The 22,179-nt window shown below is 54.4% G+C and carries 24 protein-coding genes and 1 other annotated feature (1 of these 25 cut by a window edge); of the genes, 18 read left to right on the top strand and 6 right to left on the bottom strand.

Annotated elements, in window-relative coordinates; genetic code table 11:
* Positions 1–11: 11 nt before the first annotated feature.
* From HCR03_RS06710 to HCR03_RS06680, 8 genes are all read left to right on the top strand, one after another.
* Positions 12–1,001 carry a hypothetical protein gene (locus tag HCR03_RS06710; protein ID WP_187037257.1) on the top strand — a complete coding sequence of 330 codons (990 nt, stop codon included), beginning with the start codon at positions 12–14 and terminating at the stop codon, positions 999–1,001.
* 117 nt (positions 1,002–1,118) lie between these two features.
* The gene (gap, locus tag HCR03_RS06705) at positions 1,119–2,135 is read left to right on the top strand and encodes a type I glyceraldehyde-3-phosphate dehydrogenase (RefSeq protein WP_187037255.1); all 1,017 of its coding nucleotides are present in this window, start codon (positions 1,119–1,121) and stop codon (positions 2,133–2,135) included.
* Between the two features lie 344 nt (positions 2,136–2,479).
* A complete protein-coding gene (gene glgB, locus HCR03_RS06700; protein WP_187037253.1) occupies positions 2,480–4,474 on the top strand; it encodes a 1,4-alpha-glucan branching protein GlgB in 1,995 nt (664 codons plus the stop codon).
* 1 nt (position 4,475) lies between these two features.
* Positions 4,476–5,711 carry a glucose-1-phosphate adenylyltransferase gene (locus HCR03_RS06695; protein ID WP_066649870.1) on the top strand — a complete coding sequence of 412 codons (1,236 nt, stop codon included), beginning with the start codon at positions 4,476–4,478 and terminating at the stop codon, positions 5,709–5,711.
* Positions 5,698–5,994 (top strand): sugar phosphate nucleotidyltransferase, encoded by a 297-nt coding sequence (locus HCR03_RS19735; protein ID WP_228725135.1) that lies wholly within the window; start codon positions 5,698–5,700, stop codon positions 5,992–5,994. The genes HCR03_RS06695 and HCR03_RS19735 overlap by 14 nt, the downstream gene beginning before the upstream one ends.
* A complete protein-coding gene (locus tag HCR03_RS06690; protein ID WP_267459222.1) occupies positions 5,987–6,811 on the top strand; it encodes a GlgC family sugar phosphate nucleotidyltransferase in 825 nt (274 codons plus the stop codon). The genes HCR03_RS19735 and HCR03_RS06690 overlap by 8 nt, the downstream gene beginning before the upstream one ends.
* A gap of 31 nt (positions 6,812–6,842) precedes the next feature.
* Positions 6,843–8,270, top strand: a complete 1,428-nt coding sequence (gene glgA / locus HCR03_RS06685) for a glycogen synthase GlgA (protein WP_066649874.1) — start codon at positions 6,843–6,845, stop codon at positions 8,268–8,270.
* Between the two features lie 24 nt (positions 8,271–8,294).
* Complete coding sequence (locus HCR03_RS06680) at positions 8,295–9,557, top strand: glycoside hydrolase family 3 protein (protein ID WP_187037251.1); 1,263 nt, start codon at positions 8,295–8,297, stop codon at positions 9,555–9,557.
* 95 nt (positions 9,558–9,652) lie between these two features.
* Here HCR03_RS06680 and HCR03_RS06675 read toward each other — a convergent pair whose 3' ends face one another.
* The gene (locus HCR03_RS06675; protein ID WP_187037249.1) at positions 9,653–10,357 is read right to left on the bottom strand and encodes a helix-turn-helix domain-containing protein; all 705 of its coding nucleotides are present in this window, start codon (positions 10,355–10,357) and stop codon (positions 9,653–9,655) included.
* 153 nt (positions 10,358–10,510) lie between these two features.
* Here HCR03_RS06675 and HCR03_RS06670 point away from each other — a divergent pair, with 153 nt between their 5' ends.
* Positions 10,511–11,254, top strand: a complete 744-nt coding sequence (locus HCR03_RS06670) for a histidine phosphatase family protein (protein WP_187037247.1) — start codon at positions 10,511–10,513, stop codon at positions 11,252–11,254.
* Positions 11,251–12,144 carry a carbon-nitrogen hydrolase family protein gene (locus tag HCR03_RS06665; protein WP_187037245.1) on the top strand — a complete coding sequence of 298 codons (894 nt, stop codon included), beginning with the start codon at positions 11,251–11,253 and terminating at the stop codon, positions 12,142–12,144. Before HCR03_RS06670 ends, HCR03_RS06665 begins: the two co-directional genes overlap by 4 nt.
* A 183-nt stretch (positions 12,145–12,327) precedes the next feature.
* Here the strand turns inward: HCR03_RS06665 and HCR03_RS06660 are convergent, their stop codons facing one another.
* Positions 12,328–12,816: a deoxycytidylate deaminase gene (locus tag HCR03_RS06660; RefSeq protein WP_066649882.1), complete on the bottom strand. Its 489-nt coding sequence runs from the start codon at positions 12,814–12,816 to the stop codon at positions 12,328–12,330.
* A 98-nt stretch (positions 12,817–12,914) separates the two neighbouring features.
* Between HCR03_RS06660 and rsmA the strand changes: the two genes are divergently transcribed.
* Together rsmA and HCR03_RS06650 are read left to right on the top strand one after the other, a co-directional pair.
* On the top strand, positions 12,915–13,772 hold the full coding sequence (rsmA, locus tag HCR03_RS06655) for a 16S rRNA (adenine(1518)-N(6)/adenine(1519)-N(6))-dimethyltransferase RsmA (protein WP_187037243.1): 858 nt from the start codon (positions 12,915–12,917) through the stop codon (positions 13,770–13,772).
* Positions 13,769–14,008: a hypothetical protein gene (locus HCR03_RS06650; RefSeq protein WP_187037241.1), complete on the top strand. Its 240-nt coding sequence runs from the start codon at positions 13,769–13,771 to the stop codon at positions 14,006–14,008. Before rsmA ends, HCR03_RS06650 begins: the two co-directional genes overlap by 4 nt.
* A gap of 16 nt (positions 14,009–14,024) precedes the next feature.
* Here HCR03_RS06650 and HCR03_RS06645 read toward each other — a convergent pair whose 3' ends face one another.
* The 4 genes from HCR03_RS06645 to HCR03_RS06630 form a co-directional block, all read right to left on the bottom strand.
* Complete coding sequence (locus tag HCR03_RS06645) at positions 14,025–15,197, bottom strand: homocysteine S-methyltransferase family protein (RefSeq protein WP_066649891.1); 1,173 nt, start codon at positions 15,195–15,197, stop codon at positions 14,025–14,027.
* Positions 15,198–15,230: 33 nt separating this feature from the next.
* Positions 15,231–16,925 (bottom strand): arginine--tRNA ligase, encoded by a 1,695-nt coding sequence (argS, locus tag HCR03_RS06640; protein ID WP_066649894.1) that lies wholly within the window; start codon positions 16,923–16,925, stop codon positions 15,231–15,233.
* Positions 16,897–17,343, bottom strand: coding sequence for a DUF1934 domain-containing protein (locus HCR03_RS06635; protein WP_228725134.1), 447 nt, complete (start codon positions 17,341–17,343; stop codon positions 16,897–16,899). The genes argS and HCR03_RS06635 overlap by 29 nt, the downstream gene beginning before the upstream one ends.
* A gap of 81 nt (positions 17,344–17,424) precedes the next feature.
* Entirely contained in the window at positions 17,425–18,492 is a 1,068-nt protein-coding gene (locus HCR03_RS06630) for a D-alanine--D-alanine ligase family protein (protein ID WP_187037239.1), read from the bottom strand.
* Positions 18,493–18,799: 307 nt separating this feature from the next.
* Here HCR03_RS06630 and HCR03_RS06625 point away from each other — a divergent pair, with 307 nt between their 5' ends.
* From HCR03_RS06625 to rplA, 6 genes are all read left to right on the top strand, one after another.
* Positions 18,800–19,591 (top strand): DUF7674 family protein, encoded by a 792-nt coding sequence (locus HCR03_RS06625; protein WP_187037237.1) that lies wholly within the window; start codon positions 18,800–18,802, stop codon positions 19,589–19,591.
* A 272-nt stretch (positions 19,592–19,863) separates the two neighbouring features.
* Entirely contained in the window at positions 19,864–20,013 is a 150-nt protein-coding gene (gene rpmG, locus HCR03_RS06620) for a 50S ribosomal protein L33 (protein WP_066650113.1), read from the top strand.
* Between the two features lie 38 nt (positions 20,014–20,051).
* Positions 20,052–20,276, top strand: a complete 225-nt coding sequence (secE, locus tag HCR03_RS06615; protein WP_228725133.1) for a preprotein translocase subunit SecE — start codon at positions 20,052–20,054, stop codon at positions 20,274–20,276.
* 23 nt (positions 20,277–20,299) lie between these two features.
* On the top strand, positions 20,300–20,821 hold the full coding sequence (nusG, locus tag HCR03_RS06610) for a transcription termination/antitermination protein NusG (protein ID WP_066649906.1): 522 nt from the start codon (positions 20,300–20,302) through the stop codon (positions 20,819–20,821).
* 114 nt (positions 20,822–20,935) lie between these two features.
* Positions 20,936–21,361 (top strand): 50S ribosomal protein L11, encoded by a 426-nt coding sequence (gene rplK / locus HCR03_RS06605; protein WP_066649909.1) that lies wholly within the window; start codon positions 20,936–20,938, stop codon positions 21,359–21,361.
* Positions 21,362–21,423: 62 nt separating this feature from the next.
* Entirely contained in the window at positions 21,424–22,119 is a 696-nt protein-coding gene (gene rplA / locus HCR03_RS06600) for a 50S ribosomal protein L1 (RefSeq protein ID WP_066649911.1), read from the top strand.
* A gap of 44 nt (positions 22,120–22,163) precedes the next feature.
* Positions 22,164–22,179: a sequence feature (ribosomal protein L10 leader region), on the top strand; it runs 125 nt beyond the window's last position.

Below are 22,179 nucleotides of genomic sequence, written 5' to 3'. Positions count from 1 at the left end.
AGGAAACCACTATGAAACGGGCTTGGATTGCTTTTTTGGGTACCCTGGTTCTGGTTCTCCCAATCAGAATTTTTTCGATGCTCCGATATCTGAATCCTCAGACCGGGTTTTATTCGGACGGGGGAAAGTCGGTCGCAGCGGCGTCCATACTGCTGGTTGCCGGAGCTTTTCTAACAGCGTATTTTTCCAGCCGGGACGGGAGGGCTGAAATCAGCGCCGCACCGCTCAGGAATGTTGTCGCCGCTGTTTTGGGCGCGGTCGCCGGAATCTTTGTTCTCGTTCAGTCGGTCGTCGGATTAACCGCCGGCTTTTTTGGGGAAGGGCAGATTTTTTACCAGATTTTTTGCGGAGCCGGAATTCTGACCGGAGCCGTTTTAATGCTGACGGCTTACGACCTTGCGACCGGCCTGCGTAAAATTGGAAGCCATCCGCTTCTGGCGCTGATTCCTTCGGTTTGGGGATGTTTGTACCTTGTGGTTCTGTTTATTGCCTATTCTGCCGTGGTGAATCTGGCGGAGGATGTCTACCATACATTTACGGTTGTTTTTCTGCTTTTATTCCTGTTTACGCAGGCAAAACTGTTCACAGGAATAGAAAGTACAAAAAGTGGAAAAATGATTTACATGGTTGGTCTGCCGGCGGCGTTAATAGCACTGGCGACAGGAATTCCGAGCAGCATCCAGTTTTTCGCCGCGGGCATCACCGCGGGCGTTGTTTCCATCGGCATGCACATGGCGAATATTGCGCTGGCATTCTATATCGTCGCTTTTTTATCTGCTTTGCAGGCGGTTCCCGCCGCAGCGGAAACAGTTCCGGCCGGAGCCGCCGGCCTTGAAGACCCGTCTCGGCTGACAACCCCCCGACGCGGACGGCCAGGGAAACAAACCGATGCTGAACGCGGAAGGATCCATTTCCGAATATGCAGGTTTTTTACGCAAGGCCTGCGGGAGCGGTATAAAATTTGTTACGGCGGGTCCGAGTCCGTTTTACTCCAGAAATGACCCCACAACGGAAGAAAGCTAGTTAAAATATTATCAAAAGGCTTGTAAAAGTTTTCCCAATGTACTAAAATAGGTGTTGAAAGAAAGAAGTCTGATTGAATTAGGAGGTAGCAATCTATGTCCATCAAGATTGGCATCAACGGTTTTGGCCGTATCGGACGCCTTGTGTTCCGCGCGGCGGTCGCTCAGCCCGAAACTTTTGAGGTCGTAGGAATTAACGATCCTTTTATCGATCCCGATTACATGGTTTACATGGTAAAATATGATACCATGCACGGTCATTTTCAGGGGGAGGTCAAAGCCGAAGATGGAAAGCTGGTTGTAAACGGCAAAGCCATCTCTGTTTTTGAGGAAAAGGACCCCGCTCAGATTCCGTGGGGAAAAGTCGGGGCTGAATATGTCGTCGAATCCACAGGCGTATTCCCCAGCACCGAAAAGGCTTCCGCTCACCTGACCGGCGGAGCAAAGAAAGTCGTTATTTCCGCTCCCGCGAAAGACGACACGCCCACATTTGTCTGCGGCGTAAACCTTGACATGTACAAGAAGGATATGAAGGTTGTCTCCAATGCGTCCTGCACAACGAACTGCCTGGCTCCGATTGTCAAAGTTGTCAATGACAAGTTCGGCATTGTAGAGGGCCTTATGACAACCGTACACTCCACCACGGCAACCCAGAAAACAGTGGACGGTCCTTCCAAGAAAGACTGGCGCGGCGGCCGTGCCGCGGCCGGCAACATCATCCCCTCCACAACCGGCGCCGCAAAGGCCTGCGCTCTTGTAATTCCTTCCGTAAAGGGCAAGCTGACCGGCATGTCCATGCGTGTTCCGACGCTGGATGTTTCCGTAGTCGATCTGACCGTGAACCTTGCAAAGCCCACGACTTATGAAGCAATCTGCGACGCGATGAAGGAAGCTTCCGAAGGCGAGATGAAGGGCATTCTCGGTTATACGGAAGATATGGTTGTATCCTCCGATTTCCTCGGTGATCCCCGTACCTCCATTTTTGACGCGAAGGCCGGTATCATGCTGAACGATCATTTTGTTAAGCTGGTATCCTGGTACGACAACGAGTGGGGCTACAGCAACAAGGTCCTCGAACTGATTAAGCACATGTTCAAGGTTGACCACGAATAAAGAACGGATTGCCGTTTTGATTTTCAGGCGCCTCTTATCGGATTACGGTAAGAGGCGCTTTTTATGTTTTAATTCATCCTGCTGCATTCATGCCTCCTGCGCGGGCAAAAGGAGCACGCCATTTTCCGTCCGAAAGCGCCGAGAGGAACAGAAATCGACAGATCCCCTGTGCTATGATGAAAGACAAAGATTTTATTATAAAACAGATCCTTCAACTTTTGTAACAAAACAAACAAAAACCATCTAACTTAACAAGAAAAACACTTGAAAATAACTAAAATTATCTTGATATTTTCCCAAATTGTGCTATGATAAAATTAAATAAGAAAAGGGGGTCAGGCTAAATGCAAAAGAAAGAGATGCAAAACGGCATGGACCCGTCGCTGACCGGATTCTTAGCAGGGACGAATGCCAGGGCGTTTGATTATCTGGGTATACATAAGTCGGTGAGAAACGGGCGGGAAGGCATGATATGCCGCGTTTGGGCACCGAATGCCTCGGAAATCTCCATTGTCGGCGATTTTAACCGCTGGCAGGCCGGACTTGACTGCCTGGAACGGGTCGGCGGCGGAGTATGGGAATGCTTCCTGTCCGGGGTATGGAACCGATTTGACTCCTACAAATTCTGTATTGTCGCACCGGATGGGAAAAAATTATATAAAAGCGATCCCTATGCCTACCACTTTGAGTCAGGAGAGGGAAAAGCGTCCAAGTATTACGATCTGGAAGGTTTTCCCTGGAAGGATGCCGCATGGATGCGACACAAGACGGCAAAACCGCATTACGGGCAGCCTGTCAATATTTATGAAATTCACCCTGGCTCCTGGAAGAGGCACGCGGACGGCAGCGTTCTGACTTATGAGGAATTGGCGGACGAGCTGCTGCCCTACCTGAAGGATATGGGCTACACGCATGTGGAACTGATGCCGGTGACCGAATACCCTTTCGAAGGCTCCTGGGGGTATCAGGTTACGGGGTATTTCGCGCCGACCAGTCGTTACGGGGAACCGAAACAGTTCATGAGCTTTGTGGAAAAATGCCATGAGGCGGGAATCGGGGTGATTCTCGACTGGGTTCCCGCTCATTTCCCAAAAGACGCGTTCGGTCTCGCACGGTTTGACGGAACGCCCTGTTATGAATATGCGGACCCCCGGAAAGGGGAACACAAGGACTGGGGAACGCTCGTGTTCGATTACGGCCGCAGCGAAGTGGTCAGCTTTCTGATTTCCAGCGCGGTGTTTTGGTTGGAAAAATATCATGTGGACGGGATTCGGGTGGATGCGGTCGCCTCTATGCTTTACCTGGATTACAGCCGGAAAGAGGGAGAATGGGTCCCGAATATCAACGGCGGAAGGGAAAACCTGGAGGCGGTGGCATTCCTGCAAAAGCTCAACGAGGCTGTGTTTTCCCTTTTCCCGGACGTGATGATGATTGCGGAGGAATCCACCGCATGGCCGATGGTTTCGCGCCCTACTTATTCCGGCGGGCTCGGCTTTAACTACAAATGGAACATGGGATGGATGAACGACATGCTCCATTACCTGAAGCTGGATCCCGTATACCGACCGTTTAACCATGACAATCTCACCTTTTCCTTCTTTTACGCGTTTTCCGAAAACTTTATTCTGCCGATTTCCCACGACGAGGTCGTGCATGGAAAAAGCTCCCTCATCAATAAAATGCCCGGTGACTACGAGCAGAAATTTGCCGGGGTCCGCGCGTTCCTGTGTTACATGATGGCCCATCCGGGCAAAAAACTGATTTTCATGGGAACGGAGTTCAGCCAGTTTATTGAGTGGGATTATCAGAAGGAATTGGACTGGATGCTGCTGGATTATGAGCAGCATCGCAAACAGCAGAGTTTTTTCCGAGATCTGAATCATTTTTACCTGAATACGCCCGCGCTGTGGGAAATAGATTTTACATGGGAAGGCTTTTCCTGGATTTCCAACGACGATTATACACAGAGTGTGATCGCGTTTCGCAGGATAGACAGGTCCGGCAAAGAAGTGATCGCGGTCTGTAATTTCCAGCCGGTTCGGCGGGACAATTACTCCATTGGGGTGCCGTATGACGGCATTTATGAAGAAGTCTTTTCCTCAGACGCGGTTCGGTACGGCGGCAGCGGCATCAGCAACGGTTCCTCCATTCAAAGCGTTAAAACACCGTTGCACGGCTGCGAACAGTCCGTTTGTCTTACTTTGCCGCCGCTTTCTGTTTTTTATCTCAAATGCAAACGCCGCAGGACAAAATCTTCGGGGGGGCCGGCCCGTCCGCGTCAAGGCGGCGAACGCCGGAAAGCGCGCGGACAAAGATCCGGTCAAAAGGAGGAGAAATAGTATGTTTCCGAAGCAACAGGTCGTGGCCATGCTGCTGGCGGGCGGTCAGGGCAGCAGGCTTGGGGTGCTGACAAAAAATCTTGCAAAACCCGCCGTGCCTTATGGAGGGAAATACCGCATTATCGATTTCCCACTGTCAAACTGTGTGAATTCCGGAATTGAAACCGTGGGCGTTCTCACCCAGTATCAGCCGATGATATTAAATGAATATATCGGAAACGGGCAGCCCTGGGATCTGGACAGCATGAACGCCGGGGTTCACGTGCTGCCGCCGTTTCAGCGCAGCCGCAGGTCCGACTGGTACAAGGGTACTGCCAACGCAATTTATCAGAACATTCCGTTTATCGAGCGGTACAATCCCGACTATGTCGTGGTCCTCTCCGGCGACCACATCTACAAAATGGACTATTCCCGCATGATTGCGTTCCACAAGGAAAAGGAAGCGGATTGTACGATTGCGACAATCGAGGTCCCAATGGAGGAAGCTTCCCGATTCGGAATCCTCAATACCAACCCGGACGGCTCCGTCTACGAATTTGACGAAAAGCCGAAGGCGCCCAAAAGCAACCAAGCTTCCATGGGAATTTACGTATTCAGCTGGAATAAGCTGAGAAGCTATCTGGAGGAGGACGAGGCGGCGCCGAAGTCCTCGAATGATTTCGGCAAGGATGTTCTGCCTGCCATGTTGAACGCGGGCGAGCGTATCTTTGCCTATCGCTTCGAAGGATACTGGAAGGACGTCGGTACGATTGACAGCCTGTGGGAATCCAACATGGATCTTCTGGACCCGAATATTCCAATGGACCTGAATGAAGAAAGCTGGAAGATTTTCACGCGCAATCCGGTCATGCCGCCGCATTATGTCGCCAAGGGCGCCCGGGTGCAGAACTCGCTTGTCGCGGAGGGCTGCACCGTTTACGGCGAAATCGATTTTGCCGTGCTTTTTTCCGGAGTCTACATCGCGCCCGGCGCGGTGGTGCGCGACTCGATCATTATGCCGAACACGCGGATAGAGGAAGGGGCCGTTGTGCAGTACGCGATCGTCGCGGAAGAATGCGTCATCGGCGGCGGTGCGAAGATCGGCGCGCGTCCGGAGGATATTGTCAACAAGGAGGAATGGGGAGTCGCGGTTGTGGGAAACGGCTGCGCCATCCCGCCCGGCTCCGTCGTTGCGCCAAAGTCCATGATTGATTCTGAATCTTTCGCACAGGAGGCGGTGAAAAATGCGAGGAAATAATGTGCTGGGACTGATCTTTTCCAACACGCACGAAGAAAAGCTCCGCGATTTGACGGAAATCCGGACCATGGGCTCAGTGCCGTTCGGCGGCAGGTATCGTCTCATCGATTTTCCGCTTTCCAATATGGTCAATTCCGGGATCAGTAAAGTCGGCGTCGTCACAAAAAGCAATTATCAGTCCCTGATGGATCATCTCGGTTCCGGCAAGGCCTGGGACCTCTCCAGAAAAAAGGGAGGGGCTGTACATTCTGCCGCCGTTCGGCGACACCCGTCTTGTGAATAACAGGGTCGAATCGCTAGCTTCCATTAAGAGATTTCTGACCAATTCCAAGGAGGACCTGGTGCTGATCACGGACAGCGATGTTGTCTGCAACATCGATTACTCCGATGTGGTTTCCAGCCATATCGGAAAAAATGCGGATGTCACGCTGGTCTGCCGCTTCGGGCCGCTGCCCCGGAAACTGGTCGAACCGCTGGTGCTGACAACCGACCCGGACGGCCGCGTGATCGATCTGCTGATCGACCCGAGAACCGATGGAGAATGCTGTTATGGAATCGGAATGATTTTGCTCAGGCGAGAGCTCCTGATTCGCCTGGTGGACGACTGCGTCAGCCGCAACCTTTACAACTTTAAGCGGGATCTGCTCCAGCGGAATCTGTCCTCTCTGCGGATGTATTCCTATGAGTTCAGCGGCTATGCCCGCATCATCAGTTCCCCCGTTTCCTATTTTGCTGCAAATATGGAGCTGATGCAGCCGAATGTCAGAGCGCAGCTGTTTAATCCGAACCGGCCGGTCTACACGAAAGTGCGTGACGACATGCCCGCGCGGTACGGCCTTGGCTCGGAGGTTTCGAATTCCCTGGTCGCCGACGGCTGTGTGATTGACGGGGAGGTGCGCAACAGTGTCCTGTTCCGCGGCGTGCGGGTCGGCAAGGGTGCCGTTGTGGAAAACTGCGTCGTTTTACAGGACGGACAAATCCGGCCCGGGTGCAAAATGAAGTACGTCATCACGGATAAAGACGTCCTGATCCAAAGCGACCGCTCTCTGCTGGGGTTTGAATCCTACCCGATTTTTATCAGCAAGGGCAGCGTTGTTTGAATAAACGATTTCACGCAAGGGGGTATTAGAAATGAAGGTACTGTACTGTACAAGCGAAGCACTGCCATTTGCTTCGACGGGCGGATTGGCGGAGGTTGCCGGTTCATTGCCGCAGGCGCTCAGGCTTCGCCTGATCGGCTGCCGTGTGGTGATGCCGCTTTACGAGGACATTCCGCAGGAGCTGCGCGACGGGATGAAATTTTTGACCAGCCTCTCCGTGCCGGTCGCATGGCGCAGGCAATACTGCGGTGTTTTTGAAACTCATGTCGGCGGCGTGATTTACTACCTGATCGACAACCAGTATTATTTTAAACGTCACGGCCTGTACGGCCATTTCGATGATGCGGAGCGCTTCGCCTTTTTTTCCCGCGCCGTGCTTGAAATGCTGCCCTACATCGACTTTAAGCCGGACGTCATTCACGCAAACGACTGGCAGACCGCGCTGGTGCCGGTTTATTACAGCACATTTTATGCGGATACCGACTGGTTCCGCGGAATGAAAACGGTTCTGACGATCCATAATATTCAATATCAGGGCAAATACGGGGAAGAACTTCTCGAAGATGTTCTCGGGCTGCCGAAGAGCTCCCTTCCGCTGCTGCAGTTCGGTGAGTGCATCAATTTTCTGAAGGGCGCGATCGAATGCGCAAACCGCGTCACAACGGTCAGCCCAACCTATGCTTCGGAAATCCTGGATCCGTGGTATTCCCATGGGCTGGACAGCATTCTTCTGGAACGGAACTGGAAGCTGAGCGGAATCCTGAACGGAATTGACACCGGGGTTTATAATCCGGAGACGGACCCGGAGATTTATTCCAATTATTCCGCGGATGATTTGTCCGGGAAAGCGGCGAACAAGACTCAACTGCAAAAGAGGTTAGGCCTTTCAGAATCCGAGCGGACGCCGCTCATCGGCATGGTGACGCGCATGGTTTCCCACAAGGGACTGGATCTGGTGCGCGATTCGTTGGATCAGCTGCTGAACTCGACGGACTGCCAATTTGTCATTCTCGGCTCCGGCGATTGGGAATACGAAACCTTTTTCCGGCAGCTTCAGGAACGGTTTCCCGGGCGCGTGTGCGCGTGCTTCGGGTTTGTGCCGGAGCTTTCTCACAAAATCTACGCGGCGTCCGACATTTTCCTGATGCCGTCCAAGAGCGAGCCTTGCGGACTTTCTCAAATGATCGCGTTACGTTACGGTTCGATTCCCGTCGTGAGGGAAACCGGCGGCCTGAAGGATTCCGTTACCGACAGCGGCGACGGGGAAGGCAACGGTTTTACCTTCCAGACCTATGACGCCGGCGATATGCTTCACGCGCTTGGCCGGGCGCTTCAGGGTTACCAAAATCCGGAGGGCTGGGAAATCCTGATGCGGCGCGCTATGGAATGCGATTACAGTTGGGGCCGTTCCGCGAACGAGTATATTCGTCTGTACCGGGGCCTTCTGAAAAATGGTTAATGCACTCGGCGGGGAGGGAAAGCGATGAAAAAGCGGCGTGCCAAAGGCCTGCGCATCGCGGGGAAGACCATACTTTTTCTATTGCTCTTTCTCTGTGTGGGCGCCGCGGCTTTCGGCTTTTACAGGATTGCCGACAAAGCTTTAGACCGCATGTTTCCCCCCGCCGGCGGAATCAAGGTGTCTCAGCCGTCCTCTCTCCCTTCCTCCTCGGCGGCGCTTTCTTCCCTATCCGCGGCCTCGGGAACGCAGTACAACCCGGTGAAAGGGCTTTTCTCGGCTTACAGCGAGGCGGCGCAGCGGCGCCTGGCAAAAATGACAACCAGGGAAAAGGTGGGCCAGGTTTTCCTGGTGACCTGTCCCGCCGCGGGCCAGGTTAAGGTGATCGACGATTATCAGCCGTGCGGATACTGCCTGACGGCACGGGACTTTGAAGGCAAAACGGCCGACCAGGTCCGCAAAACGCTTGCCTCCTATCAGAATTCCAGTAAAATCAAGATGATTCTCTGCTGCGATGAAGAGGGCGGCACGGTGGTGCGCATCAGCAAGTTTCCCGCTCTTTCAGAGCAGAAATTCCGTTCCCCCCAGCAGATTTTTCATCAAAGCGGACTGGACGGAATCAAACAGGACACGGAGAAGAAGTCCCGGCTGATGGAATCGCTTGGACTGAATCTGAACCTGGCGCCGGTCTGCGACGTTTCCGTCAATCCGTCCGATTTTATCTATGCGCGCTCCTTCGGGCAGAACGCCGAACAGACCGCGGAGTTTGTCACGGCTTCTGTGAAAGCCTACCGAGCCCAGGGGCTTGCCTGTACGCTCAAGCATTTTCCGGGGTACGGAAACAATGCGGACACTCATACCGGCGTTGCGACGGACAAGCGCAGTTATCAGACCTTTCAGCAGTATGATTTTCTTCCGTTTCAGGCGGGAATTCAGGCGGGCGCGCCCTGTGTGATGGTCTGCCACAATATCGTTGAGTGCATGGATTCCAGAAATCCCGCGTCGCTTTCGCCGCAGGTGCACAGGATTCTGAGGGAGACGCTCGGCTTTTCCGGGGTTGTCATGACGGACGACCTCTCCATGAAGGGAGTCACGAACTTTCTGGGCGGTAAAAACGCGGCTGTGAAGGCGTTTCAGGCGGGAAACGATCTTTTACTGACACCGGATATCAAAGACAGCTTCAACACCCTGTACGCCGCCGTGGAGGACGGCACGATCAGTGTGGACAGGCTTAACGATTCCGTGCTGCGCATCCTTGCGTGGAAATACAGCATGGGAATGCTTTCGTAAAGGCCTGAAAAAAGCCGGGGCGCTGCGCGCTCCGGCTTCCATTTGCCCGATTTTGGCCTTTGCCGTTTTCAAACGGCAAAGGCCGTGCTATAATTTTATTTGGTTTGTTTTTTTGCTCCCATCCGAACTTCCGAATTCTGAATCAGGTTGAAGAGCGAAGAGGCAAACAGGGGATATTCCGAGGACAGCTTTTCGGGGGAAAGGGAAGGCAGCGCGTTTTTATCCACACCCTCCATCTCATCCACCTTATCGCCGGAAATCAGGCATTCCGCGTTGGACAGCGAGATCTGCTGCGCCGCCGCGGACCGTCCTGCGCCAAGCTTTAAGGGCACCGAGAAGAGCCCCTGCGGATTTTTAAGGTTCGCGGAATACAGCATGCGGAACACCTTGTAAACGGAAAGATTCAGGTAGGCGGAAATTTCCATGGTCAAAGCCTTGTTTCCGCATTTCTGCAAAATTCCGAAAATAATATTCAGGGAATTTGCGATCAGCTTTTTATTCAGTACCGGCAGCAGGCTCCCGCGCAGGGTGTTTTCCTTGCCCACTGCGTCCGGCTCGGGGATATCCTCCACCGAAATCGTTGCTCCGCTGCGGTGCGGCGTCCTGCCCAGCAGGTAGTCGCAGGATACGCTGTAGTAGTCCGCGACCCGGACTACAAAGTCAAGTCCGCATTCACGGATTCCCTTTTCGTAATGGGAAAGCAGCGCCTGAGAAACGCCGAGGTCCCCGGCGGCTCTTTTCTGGCTGTATCCTCGTTCCTTGCGCAGCAAAGTAATAATCCGGGCAAAATTGTTGTTCATTTGACTATCCCCTGTCGAATCCTGTATAATAAACGCAATGTAAAGTATACAATAGATATAACAATTTGTAAAGCCGCTAGATATCGTGCCGGGACTTTTGATACTTTCCGTATCTTGAGCAGGACGGCAGGGGCGGCGCTGAAGGAGAGTTTTATGAAATCCTATACCGTTCATCTGATCCGCCATGGAACGACAGAAGGAAACGAGCAGGGCAGGTATATTGGTTCAACGGACCTGCCTCTATCCGAACAGGGGGCGGAGCATCTTCGCGCTTTGCGGGAAAAACATTCATACCCTCAGGCTCAGGCGTATCTCTGCAGTCCGCTGCGCCGCTGCACCGAAACAATGAAAATTTTATATCCGGACGCCAAGCCGATTTTGATCCCCGATCTGCGGGAATGTGATTTTGGGGACTGGGAGGGAAAAACGGCCGAAGAAATCGCGCGGGAAGACAGCCGTTTCCGCCAATGGATCGCCGGAAACGGGGAGCCGGTCACGCCGCCGAACGGAGAGGACGGCGCGGCGTTTTCCCGGCGGGTCTGCGCGGCCTTTGAAAAGATTGCGGAAGGTCTGATGCGTTCCGGCATGACTTCCGCGGTCCTTGTGGCGCACGGCGGGGTGCTGATGAGCATCCTTGCGGCGTACGGGCTTCCGCGCGCGGAGTTTTACGACTGGATCACCGAGCCGGGCTGCGGATATTCCATGAGGATCATCCCGGGCTTGTGGATGCGGTCCAGAGTGGGGGAGGTCTATGCGGAGATTCCGCCCAGACCGCAAAAGGACGGGGACGACAATGAAAGAATTCTGGTTGACCTTGCGCGGGAGGCGGCCGACCGCGCGTTTGGGAAGCGGGACGAAGCGGACAGGGCCGGCAACCGGGAGGAAAAAGAAGAATGAACGGGGATGTGCTGACGGTATCGGTTGTCACGATGAACGCCGCTTGGGGGCAGAAAGAACAAAATCTGAACCGGATCAAAGGTTTTATCGAATGCGCCGGCAAACGGGGATCCGACATGGTCATCCTGCCTGAGATGGTGTTGACCGGTTATGACGACGTGGCTGAGACGCCGAAGGAAGAAAAGATGCAGGCCCGTCTGGCGGAAACAATTCCGGGCCCCGCTACGGATGAAATCGCGGAGATGACCCGCAGGTACGGCGTGTATGCGTTTCTTGGCATGCCGGAGAGGTCCCCGGAGGGACTCTATAATTCCATGGCGATTTTTTCACCGGAGGGACTGTGCGCCGTGTACCGCAAGATTCACCTTCCGCAGCCAGAGCCGAATTGGGCGCTGCGCGGCGAAGAACCGGTGCTGGTGGAAACTCCCTGGGGACCCGTCGGCGTGTCCATCTGTTTTGATTCCTACTATTTTCCGGAGCTGATGCGCTATTATGTGGCAAAAGGCGCCAGGCTGATTGTCAACTGCACGGCGCACGCCCACTGCCACGGGCGTTTTATGGCAAAGGCTTCGCTGGAAGTTGCCTCGGTCATGAACGGCGTGTTCATCGCTTCCTCGAATCTGGGAGGCCCGGACCTCACAAACTGGTTCTGGGGCGGAAGCAGTATCGTCGGCCCCTCAAGAAATAAGCGGGAGCCGCACTATTATGCGGGCATCCCGTTCTATGAGGACGGCTGCGACGAAGAGGGAATGTATACCGCGACGATTGATCTGGGGCTCGCGACCCGGTTCCTGGTGCAGAATAACGAAGCAGGTTATCCGGATTTCCGGCCGGATCTATACAGCAGGCTGTATTCCGAACTTGCGCAGACGCCTCCGTTTTGCAAATAACCGTCATTTGGAAAAGGGGCTGTTGCAAAACAGCTTTGATAAAAAATAATGCACAAAAAATGCGCCTTGATCGGGCTTTGTCAGCCGTTTCAGGACGCATTTTCTTGCTTTGAGGGCTATTCCGTTGTGCGATTTGCTATCGCAAATTCATTTTGCAACAGCCCCGATGATTTCGATTGCGGGTCAGTACCCGAACGTTCCGGCGAGGGACTCGTCGTTTTCCACCCAATCCTGCACGTCCGTCACGGTGAAGTCGGAGGCTGTGTTTCTCGCCACGACACGGGTGATGCCCGCGTTAATGATCATCCGCTTGCACAGCGAACACGGAGCGGGGTGGGCAACGTAGTCGCCGGAGTCTGCCTCCCGGCCGACCAGGTAAAGCGTGGCGCCGATCATGTCCCCGCGCGAAGCGCTGATGATCGCGTTCATTTCCGCGTGGACGGAACGACACAGCTCATAACGTTCTCCGCGCGGAACTTTTAAGGATTCCCGTACGCAGATTCCGGTATCGATGCAGTTTTTTCGGCCGCGCGGCGCGCCGGTGTAGCCGGTGGACACAATTTCGTCGTTTTTGACGATGATCGCGCCGAAATTGCGCCTCAGGCAGGTCCCCCGTTCCAGAACGGTCTCCGCAATGTCGAGATAATAATTTGCCTTGTCGGTGCGCTTCATAAAAAGTCCTCCCAGTAAATCGCAGAAATGCTTGAAATGGAAATTCGGATCAGGGTATGCTATAATAAAGGCAGAAGAGAGATCGGAGGATCAGCAGCATGGAGTTGACGGACCTTTCAACCATACAGGCGGTGCTGAAACGGCACGGCTTCCGCTTTTCAAAGTCCCTGGGCCAGAATTTCCTGATCGACCCGGCCGTCTGCCCGCGCATGGCGCGGGAGTGCGGAGCGGATGAAACCACAGGGGTGCTGGAAGTCGGCCCCGGTTTCGGGGTATTAACCCGCGAGCTTTCCGCGCGGGCCGGCCGGGTGGTCGCGGTGGAGCTGGATAAAGGCCTGCTGCCGGTCCTTGGGGAAACGCTGGGCTCCTGCCGGAATGTGGAGATTGTTCAGGGGGACGTGCTGAAACTGGACCTCGCGGAGCTGTTGAAGGAAAAATTCGGCACAATGAAAATTTCGGTTTGCGCCAATCTGCCGTATTATATCACGTCGCCCGTGCTGATGCGGTTTCTGGAGGAACGGCTGCCCGTGTCCTCGCTGACGGTCATGGTGCAGAAGGAAGCGGCGCGGCGGCTGTGTGCTCCGCCGGGCAGCCGGGACTGCGGAGCCGTGAGCGCGGCGGTCAGCTACTATGCGAAACCGCAGATTCTGTTCGAAGTGCCCAGAACTTCGTTCTATCCGCGGCCGAATGTGGATTCCGCCGTGATCCGGCTGGACGTGCTCGGCGGACCGGCGGTTCGGGTACTCAGTGAAAAAGGCTTTTTTGCCCTTGTCCGCGCGGCGTTCGGCAAACGGAGAAAAACGATTTTAAACTCCGTGTCCTCTGGGCTGGGGCTTGAAAAGGAGCAGGTGCTCCGGGTGCTTCAGGATGTCGGAATTCCCCCCGCAACGCGGGCGGAGCGGCTGACCCTTCCGCAGCTGGCTGATTTTGCAAACGGACTGGAGGAACTGAAATGAGCAATGAAAGACTCGCAATGCTTTTTTTCGACATCGGGCTTGTCCTCGCGATGATCTCCATGGTGATCGGGCCGTTCGGAATTACAAACTGGGCGCTGACGACCGGCGTGGTCGCCTGCTTTTTCGGGATTGCGTCCCTGTGCCTCGGTTTCCTGAGCTGGGACGAGTGGATGGAGCCGGAGCGGCCCTCTTCCGGCCCGGACTCAGCCGAGCCTGGGGAAACGGCGGAGCATTGATGCGGAGGCACGATGCTCAGTAGATGATCGCGCCGTATTTCGCGGCCAGCGGCTCCAATATTTCGCGTTCAATCTGGCAGTCGGAGTCAACGATCAGCCTGCCCTGAAAATACCGCAGCGCTGCGTCCAGAACCGTCGGAGTATCTGCATGAACCGCAATCGGCAGCCGGGTCATGCCGCCGACGGTGCCGAGCAGAACCGCGTCGTCCATGCCGGTTATTTCTACCAGCGCGGCGGTGACCTGTTCGTCGTCCAGATCAATCAGGTCGTCTTCAAGCGAACTGGTGCAGCGGATCGGTTCGCTTAGAATAATATCGTCGCCCAGGAAAAAGGCTTCCTGTTCAATGGCGGCGGCGTCGCAGTCTGGCTCTTCCGGCAGCATGGGGGGGCTGGAATCTTTTAGGATTTCCGCAAGGGCTTTCAGGTGTTCCGGCTCGGCCCCGGTCCCCGTTCCCAAGAATCCGACGCCCGCGTCTAAAAACGAAACGGCCGCCTCGGCCAGCTGCCGGGGAGACAGACCCGCGGCTTCAAGCCGGACGGCAAACGGCACCGCCGCGTGCTGCCGTGCGCGCCCAAACTGTTCGGCAAGGTCCGGCTCTGCGGTGCAGCAGAGTCCGACCGCGTCCGCCCCCATGGACTGAAGGGTGATCAGCCCAGGCAGAAGGCTTCCGCCGGTCATGGTATTCCCGTCGGAATCAACGGACATCAGCGCGATCACCGGAAGGCCGGTGGTTCGGGCGGCAAGCAGGGCGGCGCGAAGATCCGAAAGAGCGTGAAATCCTTCCAAAAGAAGGAAATCGGCTCCGCCTTCGTCCAGGGCCCTGATCTGTTCCCGGTATCCGTCAAAAATATCGTCAAAGTCGGATTCGCCGTGCGGCGGCACAAACAGACCGCTGGGGCCGATTGCTCCGCCCACGGGGATTCCGGGCCGGGCGGCGCTGCGGGCGAGGTCAAGCAGCTGCCGGTTCAGTCCGGAGATGTCGCAGTCGGGCAGGCAGAACCGGTTCGCCGCCAGCGTGGGCGCGCGCAGAACCTGAGCCCCGGCGGCAAGAAATCCGCGCAGCAGATCCCTTGCCGCGTCCGGGTGCTCCGTAAGCCAGAGTTCTGGTTCGGCGCCGGCCGGCATTCCGGCGGCGTGAAAATCGGGAATCGGGTCCAGAAGAAGAGGAAGCCGATCAAGTAATTCCATTTTTCTTTCTTTACACCTGCATTTCTGAACGGCTCACATGCTTTCGGGAGCCGTGATTTTAAACATGGAAAGCACATTGCGAAGGACCGTCATGGTTGCGCGGCACAAGAAAAGCCGCGCCGCGGTTAAAGGCTCCTCTTCGCCCTTGACTCTGCGCATGTTGTAAAATTTATGGAACAATGTCGCAAGCTCGATGACATACCGCGTGATCCGCGCCGGATCGTAATTCTGCGCCGCGGCGACGATTTCGGAAGTAAACGAAGCAATATGGCGGATCAGCTCGATTTCTTCGGGCGAATTCAGCAGAGCCAGCTCCTCGTCCGTGCAGTCGCGCGGAAAGATTCCTTCCGCCGCCAGATTTTTCAGGATGCTGCAGATTCTCGCGTGCGCGTACTGGACGTAATAAACCGGGTTCTGGGAATCCTGCTGTACGGCGAGGTCCAGATCGAATTCCATCTGGGAGGTGGCTTCGCGCAGGTTGAAGTAGAAACGCGCCGCGTCCACGGGAACCTCGTCCAGAAGATCGGCAAGCCCGATTGCCTTGCCGGTGCGCTTGCTCATACGGACGACTTCGCCGCCGCGCACCAGCCGGACCAGTTGGATCAGAACGACGTCCAGTTTGCCGCCGTCCAGCCCGACGGCGTCCATCGCGCCTTTCATCCGCGCGACGTGGCCGTGGTGGTCCGCGCCCCATACGTCGATGCAGCGGTCAAAGCCCCGTTTTGAGAATTTGTTGCGGTGATAGGCGATGTCCGCCGCAAAATAAGTCGGGTTTCCGTTCTGGCGGATCAGGACCTCGTCCTTTTCTGCGCCGAGCGCCGTCGCGCGGTACCACAGCGCGCCGTCCTTTTCATAGGTCATGCCGCGGTTTTTCAGAAGATCGATTGTCTCCTGCAGCTCACCGTCTTCGTGAATCGTGCTTTCGCGGAACCAGACGTCGTAACGAATGCGGTATTTTTCCAGGTCTGTTTTCATCTTGCCGATATTTTTCGGAAGGGCGAAATCGACCAGTGCCCGGCGGCGTTCAGCGGAATCCGCCTTGACAAAGCGGTCGCCGTTTTCGCCGGCGAACTCTTTTGCGCGCTCGCGGATATCGTCCCCCTGGTAGCCGTCTTCCGGAAACTCCACGGTTTCTTCCCCCAGATAAATCTGAAGATAGCGCGCTTCCAGCGAAGCCCCGAATTTTTCAATCTGGTTTCCGGCGTCGTTTACATAGAACTCCCGGGTGACGTCGTATCCGGCGGCGTCCAGAACGGAGGCGAGGCAGTCGCCCAGCGCTCCGCCGCGGGCGTTGCCCATGTGCATCGGTCCGGTGGGGTTGGCGGAAACAAATTCCACCATGATTCTTTCCTTTTGACCGAAATCGCTGCGGCCGTAGCCGTCGCCGAGGGCGATTACGTCTTTTAAAACATCGGAGTAAAATTGACTTTTAAAAAAGAAATTCAGAAAGCCGGGTCCGGCAATTTCCGAACGGTCGAAATAGGTGCCGGAAAGGTCGATATGGTCCGCGATGGCCTGAGCAATTTTACGCGGGGGGAAGCGAAAGCTTTTCGCGCCGACCATGGCGGCGTTGGTTGCCCAGTCCCCATGCGTGCGGTCCGCGGGGATTTCAACGGTAAATTCGGGCAGGGGAGCTTTGGGCAGGGTCCCGCTCTCCATCGCCTTCTGCATGGCCTCGCGGATGGCGCCCCTCAGTTGTTCAGTTGCCTGCAGCGCTAATTTCGACATCCTTGTTGTTTGCCTCCTTGATGGTGATGAAAATCTCGTTCTGGCTGGAGAGGCTGGAGTTGATGTCCAGCGTGTAGCTGACTTCCAGTTTTCCGCCCAGATCATTGAGTTCGGACTGAACCCGGCTGGTAAAAACGCCGATCATCATGTTGCCGAACTCGGTGTCGTACTGGCAAAGGTGGCGCTTGCCGCGTTCCAGAATCAGGCGGGTGCTGTCTTCACCGCCGCGCATCAGCGTCACCTTGTTTCCTCCGTCTACTTTCAGGATGGACGTTCTCGTTGTGTTTTTATCCTCGGATGTGTATTCCTTATACACGATATAACGGCTGTCGCCTCGTCGGACATAGGAACCGAACGTGGTCAGTTCCACTTCTCCGGTCTCGTCGTCGACTCTCTGGCGTCCTTTGATCGATATCAAATAGTTCTCCTGCATTCTATACTCCTATAGATAAGTAATTGGTGATTCCGTTCCCGCCCGTTTCGTTCCATGAGGAACGGTTTAGGCTTTTTCCAGAGCCAGTTCGATCAGCCGGTCGAGAAGTCCGCCGTAGGAGAGACCGGAGGCCTCCCAAAGCTTCGGATACATGCTGATTGGGGTGAAGCCGGGGATCGTGTTCAATTCGTTGAGCAGAATCTCCGTCTTGCCCCGCACAAAGAAATCCACTCGGGCAAACCCGCGGCAGCCCAGAGTACGGTAGGCTCTGACGGCGATTGCGCGCAGTTCCTGAGTCACTTCGTCGGAAAGGCGCGCCGGGATATACAGCCTCGATTTTCCGGATTTGTATTTGTCGTCATAATCATAGAAAGCGGCGGAAGCGGCAATCTCGCCGATCAGCGCGGCGGCCTCCGGCTCTTCGTTGCCCAGTACCGCGCATTCCACTTCCTGCCCGGATACGGCTTCCTCCACCAGAATTTTTTCACCTTCCGTCGCAGCCAGTCTGACTGCGGCGTCCAGTTCCTCTTCGCTGTTTACGCGGCTGACTCCGACGGAGGACCCGGAACCCGCGGGTTTTACAAAAACCGGGTAACCGAGCCTCGCGCCGATTTTAATGCGAACTTTATCAGGGTTCTTTAAATATCTGGAATAATAGAACCATAGGTACTGTGCCTGTTTGATGCCGACGCCGGCTAAAAGCGTGTGGGTGACCGCCTTATCCATGCACACGGCGGAGCTGAGGGTTCCGCAGCCGACAAACGGAAGTCCGGAAAGCTGCAGAAGGCCCTGGACGGTTCCGTCCTCTCCGTTTCTGCCGTGCAGAACGGGGAACACACAGTCGACTTTCAGAATTTCGGTTCGGTCCGGCCCGCACACGGCGAAACCGGCAGCTCCCCGGTCCGGGGTCAGGTAAGCGGGACGCTTTTGTTCGCTTTGTTCCCAGCTTCCGTCGGGAATGGAATCCAGCGGTCCCTCATAAAGATACCACCGCCCGTCCTTGGTAATTCCGATACGGTAGATTTCGTATTTCTCCTTGGAAAGATTGCTGATCACAGAATACGCGGAAACGCGGGAAACCTCGTGTTCAGAAGAACAGCCGCCAAACAGGACGGCAATTTTTTTACGGTTCATTCCTTCATCCTCCATTGCAGCACCTGCTTTGCAATTCCGCAAACAGTCCTGCAGAGCAGCATTTTTAAAAAAGCAGGCTTTGTGCAAACAGAATTCTACAAATATATATGATAGCACAACGCCGCCGCGCACGCAATCGCTTATTTCCGGAAATACGGACCTTATAAATTGTATGGTGACAAAAAAATGTTTATGTAGTATAATCAAGTATAATTACTGTCTGTAAGCAAAAAATTGAACGGAAATGGAACGGAAAGTTTAGATAAAAAGTTAGGTTAAAGTTGAGATTCGGGAGTGAACGAACCATATGGATCAAAAAGTATTTGAAATGGTGACGGGCAGTGTTGAAACGGCCCTGAACGGCCAGGGGTTCCGCAAAACGGAAGGCGAAGTAAAAAAGGAAGAAGGGCGCGAGGTCCTATTCCTCGGGGAAGGAGCCGCCTACAGCGTTCTGTATCAGGAGAACGGCAAGCGCTTTACGCTGCGTACCTGCGACATGGACGGCGAGGAGCCGAACGGCCAGTGGAAAACCCTTTCCATGTGGCTTTACGACCCGGATACCGACACGCCGGCTCAGGCACAGAGTATTGTGGAGGATTTTACGGAAACCCTCACCGGCCCAAAGCAGACGGCGGCGGTTAAAGCGAGAAAAAAACGCAAAAAGGACGACGACAATAACGTCGATCCGCTGTTCTTTTTCAATCGGTTTGTCGGGCTGTTTCCCGAACTGAAGGATGAGCTGAATGAAGAAAAAGCCGTTTACGGCGACGTCCGGTCGGTTACGTTTGCAAGGGAACGGCTTCTTCCGAAGATCAACGCCCTGGTGAACAACCCGGCGGAAAAAGACCGCATTGCGCGCTGCTGCCAGCTCTTGAACGACCTCTATATCGCGGGCGATATGGACGTGAGGTCCATCATCACGATTGTCGTCCTCAATGGGATCGAAGGGGAAAGGGCCGTTGAGGGCGTTCGTGCCCAGATGAACGAGGATCTGCTGAAAAGCTACAAATCCGCCCTGAAGATGAAGGGGAAAAAAGTAAAGCCGGAAAAGAAAAAGAAGCCGAAAAAATTCACGGCGGATTCCTTGCTCAACCGCTGACGATTCCTATGACTCCGAAACAAGGAAAGCACAGCCGTAAAGAAGGTTCAACGTTTTGCGGCTGCGCGCCTTTTTCAGAATCGGTCCAAAATGGGAAAATGTGTAAAAAATATAAAATGATTACTAAAAAAAACTTGACAGAAAAAAACGATTGTGCTATGATGTCTATACCTCGATAAAGGGGTTATTTTTTTGTGCCCGTTTATTTTGAGGGAGGCCGAAGCTTCTTTCAGGGGCTTAAAAATTTTTTCCGTACAGCGGGAGGTGCCGTCATGAGAACCAAGGTAACATTAGCCTGCACAGAATGCAAACAGCGCAACTATGACACGATGAAGAACAAAAAGAATGATCCGGACAGGCTTGAGATGACCAAGTACTGCAGGTTCTGCAGGAAACATACGCTTCACAGAGAAACGAAGTAATCCGGACGGAGGGACAAAAGAAATTATGGCCGATAAAAGTGGAAAGAAAGAAAACTTCTTTACCAAAGCTGGCAAAAGTATTTCTAAATTCTTTCGCGAAACCAAAAGCGAAGCCAAGAAAATGGTCTGGCCCACCCCCGCGGTCGGTATTCAAAAACACCGGCGTCGTTCTGGCGACCATTATCGTAATCGGATTGTTTGTTTTCGGACTGGACACGCTGCTGGTCAACCTGCTCGGGCTGATTATGAACGTCGCAAAATAATCTGAAGAAGCGGAGGGTTTTCTTTGCCAGAGGAAGCAAGATGGTATGTGGTCCACACCTATTCCGGCTATGAAAACAAGGTAGCCTCCAATCTTGAAAAAACGGTGGAAAACCGCCAGCTTCACGACCTGATCCAGCAGATTCTGGTTCCGACCGAAACCGTCACCGAAATCAAAGATGACAAAAAACGCGATGTGGAGCGGAAGATCTTCCCCGGCTATGTCCTTGTAAAAATGATTTTAACCGACGAGTCCTGGTATGTGGTGCGGAATATCCGCGGCTGCACCGGATTCGTAGGCCCATCCTCAAAACCGATTCCCTTAACGGATGAGGAAGTGGCAAGGCTTGGCGTTGAGAAAAGAGAGATTGAGGTTTCCTACGATGTCGGCGATTCGGTCCAGATTATCGACGGCCCGCTGGAAGGGTTTGTCGGTGTTGTGGAAGAAGTCGACAAGGAAAAGAACCGGGTTCACGTTACGGTGTCCATGTTTGGGCGCGAAACGCCGGTTGAGCTTGAGCTGAACCAGGCTCAGGCGATGGAATGATTTTATTTTTCGGTAATACGGCGGATTCCCCGCCTGTTATGAGGGGCATCGCCCCTGTGGGAGGGACGGCGCAGCCGTTCCGCCATCAACCACGAATTTTGGAGGTGCAGTAAAATGGCTCAGAAGGTTACGGGCTTTATTAAGCTCCAGATACCTGCCGGCAAAGCTACGCCGGCGCCGCCGGTAGGACCTGCGCTTGGTCAGCACGGCGTTAATATCATGGCGTTTACAAAGGAATTCAACGAGCGCACAAAAGGCGAAGCGGGAATGATCATCCCGGTTGTCATCACGGTATACGCCGACCGCTCGTTTACGTTTATCACCAAGACGCCGCCCGCCGCGGTCCTGATCAAAAAGGCCTGCGGAATCGAAACGGCTTCCGGTCAGCCGAACAAAACCAAGGTGGCTAAAATTACCCGTGAGCAGATCCGTAAGATCGCCGAGACCAAGATGCCCGATCTGAACGCGTCTTCCATTGAATCGGCCATGAGCATGGTCGCCGGAACCGCGCGCAGCATGGGTGTTGAAGTCGCGGACTGATCAAAGGCCCAGGTGGGAGGAAGTATGAATCCGATTTTACCACTTCACAGGGAGGATAACCAATGAAACACGGAAAAAAATACAACAACAGCGCAAAGCTGATTGATCGTTCCAGCCTTTATGACGCGAATGAGGCCCTTGATCTTTGCGTAAAGACCGGCACGGCAAAATTTGACGAGAGCGTCGAAATTCACGTAAAGCTCGGCGTTGACAGCCGCCATGCGGACCAGCAGGTGCGCGGCGCCATCGTTCTTCCGAACGGAACCGGCAAAACCGTGCGCGTGCTCGCGCTCTGCAAAGGCGATGCGGCGAAAGAAGCCGAAGCGGCCGGAGCCGAGTACGTCGGGGCCGAGGAAATGGTTCAGAAGATTCAGAGCGAGAACTGGATGGATTTTGACGTCCTGATCACCACGCCCGACATGATGGGCCAGGTCGGGCGCTTGGGTAAAATTCTCGGTCCCCGCGGACTGATGCCGAACCCGAAGGCCGGAACCGTTACCCGCGAGATTGGAAAGGCAATTACCGAAGCGAAAGCCGGTAAGATCGAGTACCGGCTCGACAAGTCCAATATTATTCACTGCGTAATCGGCAAGGTTTCTTTCGGCAGCGAGAAGCTCCGCGAGAATTTCGACGCCCTGCTCGGCGCGATTGTCAAGGCGAAGCCGGCGGCCGCAAAGGGCCAGTATATTAAGTCCTGCGTTGTCGCGTCCACGATGGGCCCCGGCGTGAAAATTAACCCGAACAAATTCGGCGTTTGATTTTTATTGACATTCACTGTTTTCTCTGTTATAATAATTGAAAACAATAGTTTTTTCTTT

This window comes from Caproicibacter fermentans (genome assembly GCF_014303955.1).
In the GTDB taxonomy this organism is placed as follows: domain Bacteria; phylum Bacillota; class Clostridia; order Oscillospirales; family Acutalibacteraceae; genus Caproicibacter; species Caproicibacter fermentans.
Note: the sequence above shows the minus strand (reverse complement) of the source record. Positions and strands in the feature narration are given on the sequence as shown.

Bases quoted from the DNA above. Each gene is read 5' to 3' on its own strand.
- HCR03_RS06710 (WP_187037257.1), top strand. From the start codon at position 12: ATGAAACGGGCTTGGATTGCTTTTTTGGGTACCCTGGTTCTGGTTCTC.
- HCR03_RS06660 (WP_066649882.1), bottom strand. From the start codon at position 12,816: ATGAAGCGCACCGACAAGGCAAATTATTATCTCGACATTGCGGAGACC.
- HCR03_RS19735 (WP_228725135.1), top strand. From the start codon at position 5,698: ATGCGAGGAAATAATGTGCTGGGACTGATCTTTTCCAACACGCACGAA.
- HCR03_RS06695 (WP_066649870.1), top strand. From the start codon at position 4,476: ATGTTTCCGAAGCAACAGGTCGTGGCCATGCTGCTGGCGGGCGGTCAG.
- HCR03_RS06645 (WP_066649891.1), bottom strand. From the start codon at position 15,197: ATGGAATTACTTGATCGGCTTCCTCTTCTTCTGGACCCGATTCCCGAT.
- HCR03_RS06675 (WP_187037249.1), bottom strand. From the start codon at position 10,357: ATGAACAACAATTTTGCCCGGATTATTACTTTGCTGCGCAAGGAACGA.
- HCR03_RS06680 (WP_187037251.1), top strand. From the start codon at position 8,295: ATGAAAAAGCGGCGTGCCAAAGGCCTGCGCATCGCGGGGAAGACCATA.
- rplK (WP_066649909.1), top strand. From the start codon at position 20,936: ATGGCTCAGAAGGTTACGGGCTTTATTAAGCTCCAGATACCTGCCGGC.
- glgA (WP_066649874.1), top strand. From the start codon at position 6,843: ATGAAGGTACTGTACTGTACAAGCGAAGCACTGCCATTTGCTTCGACG.
- rplA (WP_066649911.1), top strand. From the start codon at position 21,424: ATGAAACACGGAAAAAAATACAACAACAGCGCAAAGCTGATTGATCGT.
- HCR03_RS06670 (WP_187037247.1), top strand. From the start codon at position 10,511: ATGAAATCCTATACCGTTCATCTGATCCGCCATGGAACGACAGAAGGA.
- glgB (WP_187037253.1), top strand. From the start codon at position 2,480: ATGCAAAAGAAAGAGATGCAAAACGGCATGGACCCGTCGCTGACCGGA.
- gap (WP_187037255.1), top strand. From the start codon at position 1,119: ATGTCCATCAAGATTGGCATCAACGGTTTTGGCCGTATCGGACGCCTT.
- argS (WP_066649894.1), bottom strand. From the start codon at position 16,925: ATGTCGAAATTAGCGCTGCAGGCAACTGAACAACTGAGGGGCGCCATC.
- HCR03_RS06625 (WP_187037237.1), top strand. From the start codon at position 18,800: ATGGATCAAAAAGTATTTGAAATGGTGACGGGCAGTGTTGAAACGGCC.
- rpmG (WP_066650113.1), top strand. From the start codon at position 19,864: ATGAGAACCAAGGTAACATTAGCCTGCACAGAATGCAAACAGCGCAAC.
- rsmA (WP_187037243.1), top strand. From the start codon at position 12,915: ATGGAGTTGACGGACCTTTCAACCATACAGGCGGTGCTGAAACGGCAC.
- HCR03_RS06650 (WP_187037241.1), top strand. From the start codon at position 13,769: ATGAGCAATGAAAGACTCGCAATGCTTTTTTTCGACATCGGGCTTGTC.
- HCR03_RS06665 (WP_187037245.1), top strand. From the start codon at position 11,251: ATGAACGGGGATGTGCTGACGGTATCGGTTGTCACGATGAACGCCGCT.
- HCR03_RS06630 (WP_187037239.1), bottom strand. From the start codon at position 18,492: ATGAACCGTAAAAAAATTGCCGTCCTGTTTGGCGGCTGTTCTTCTGAA.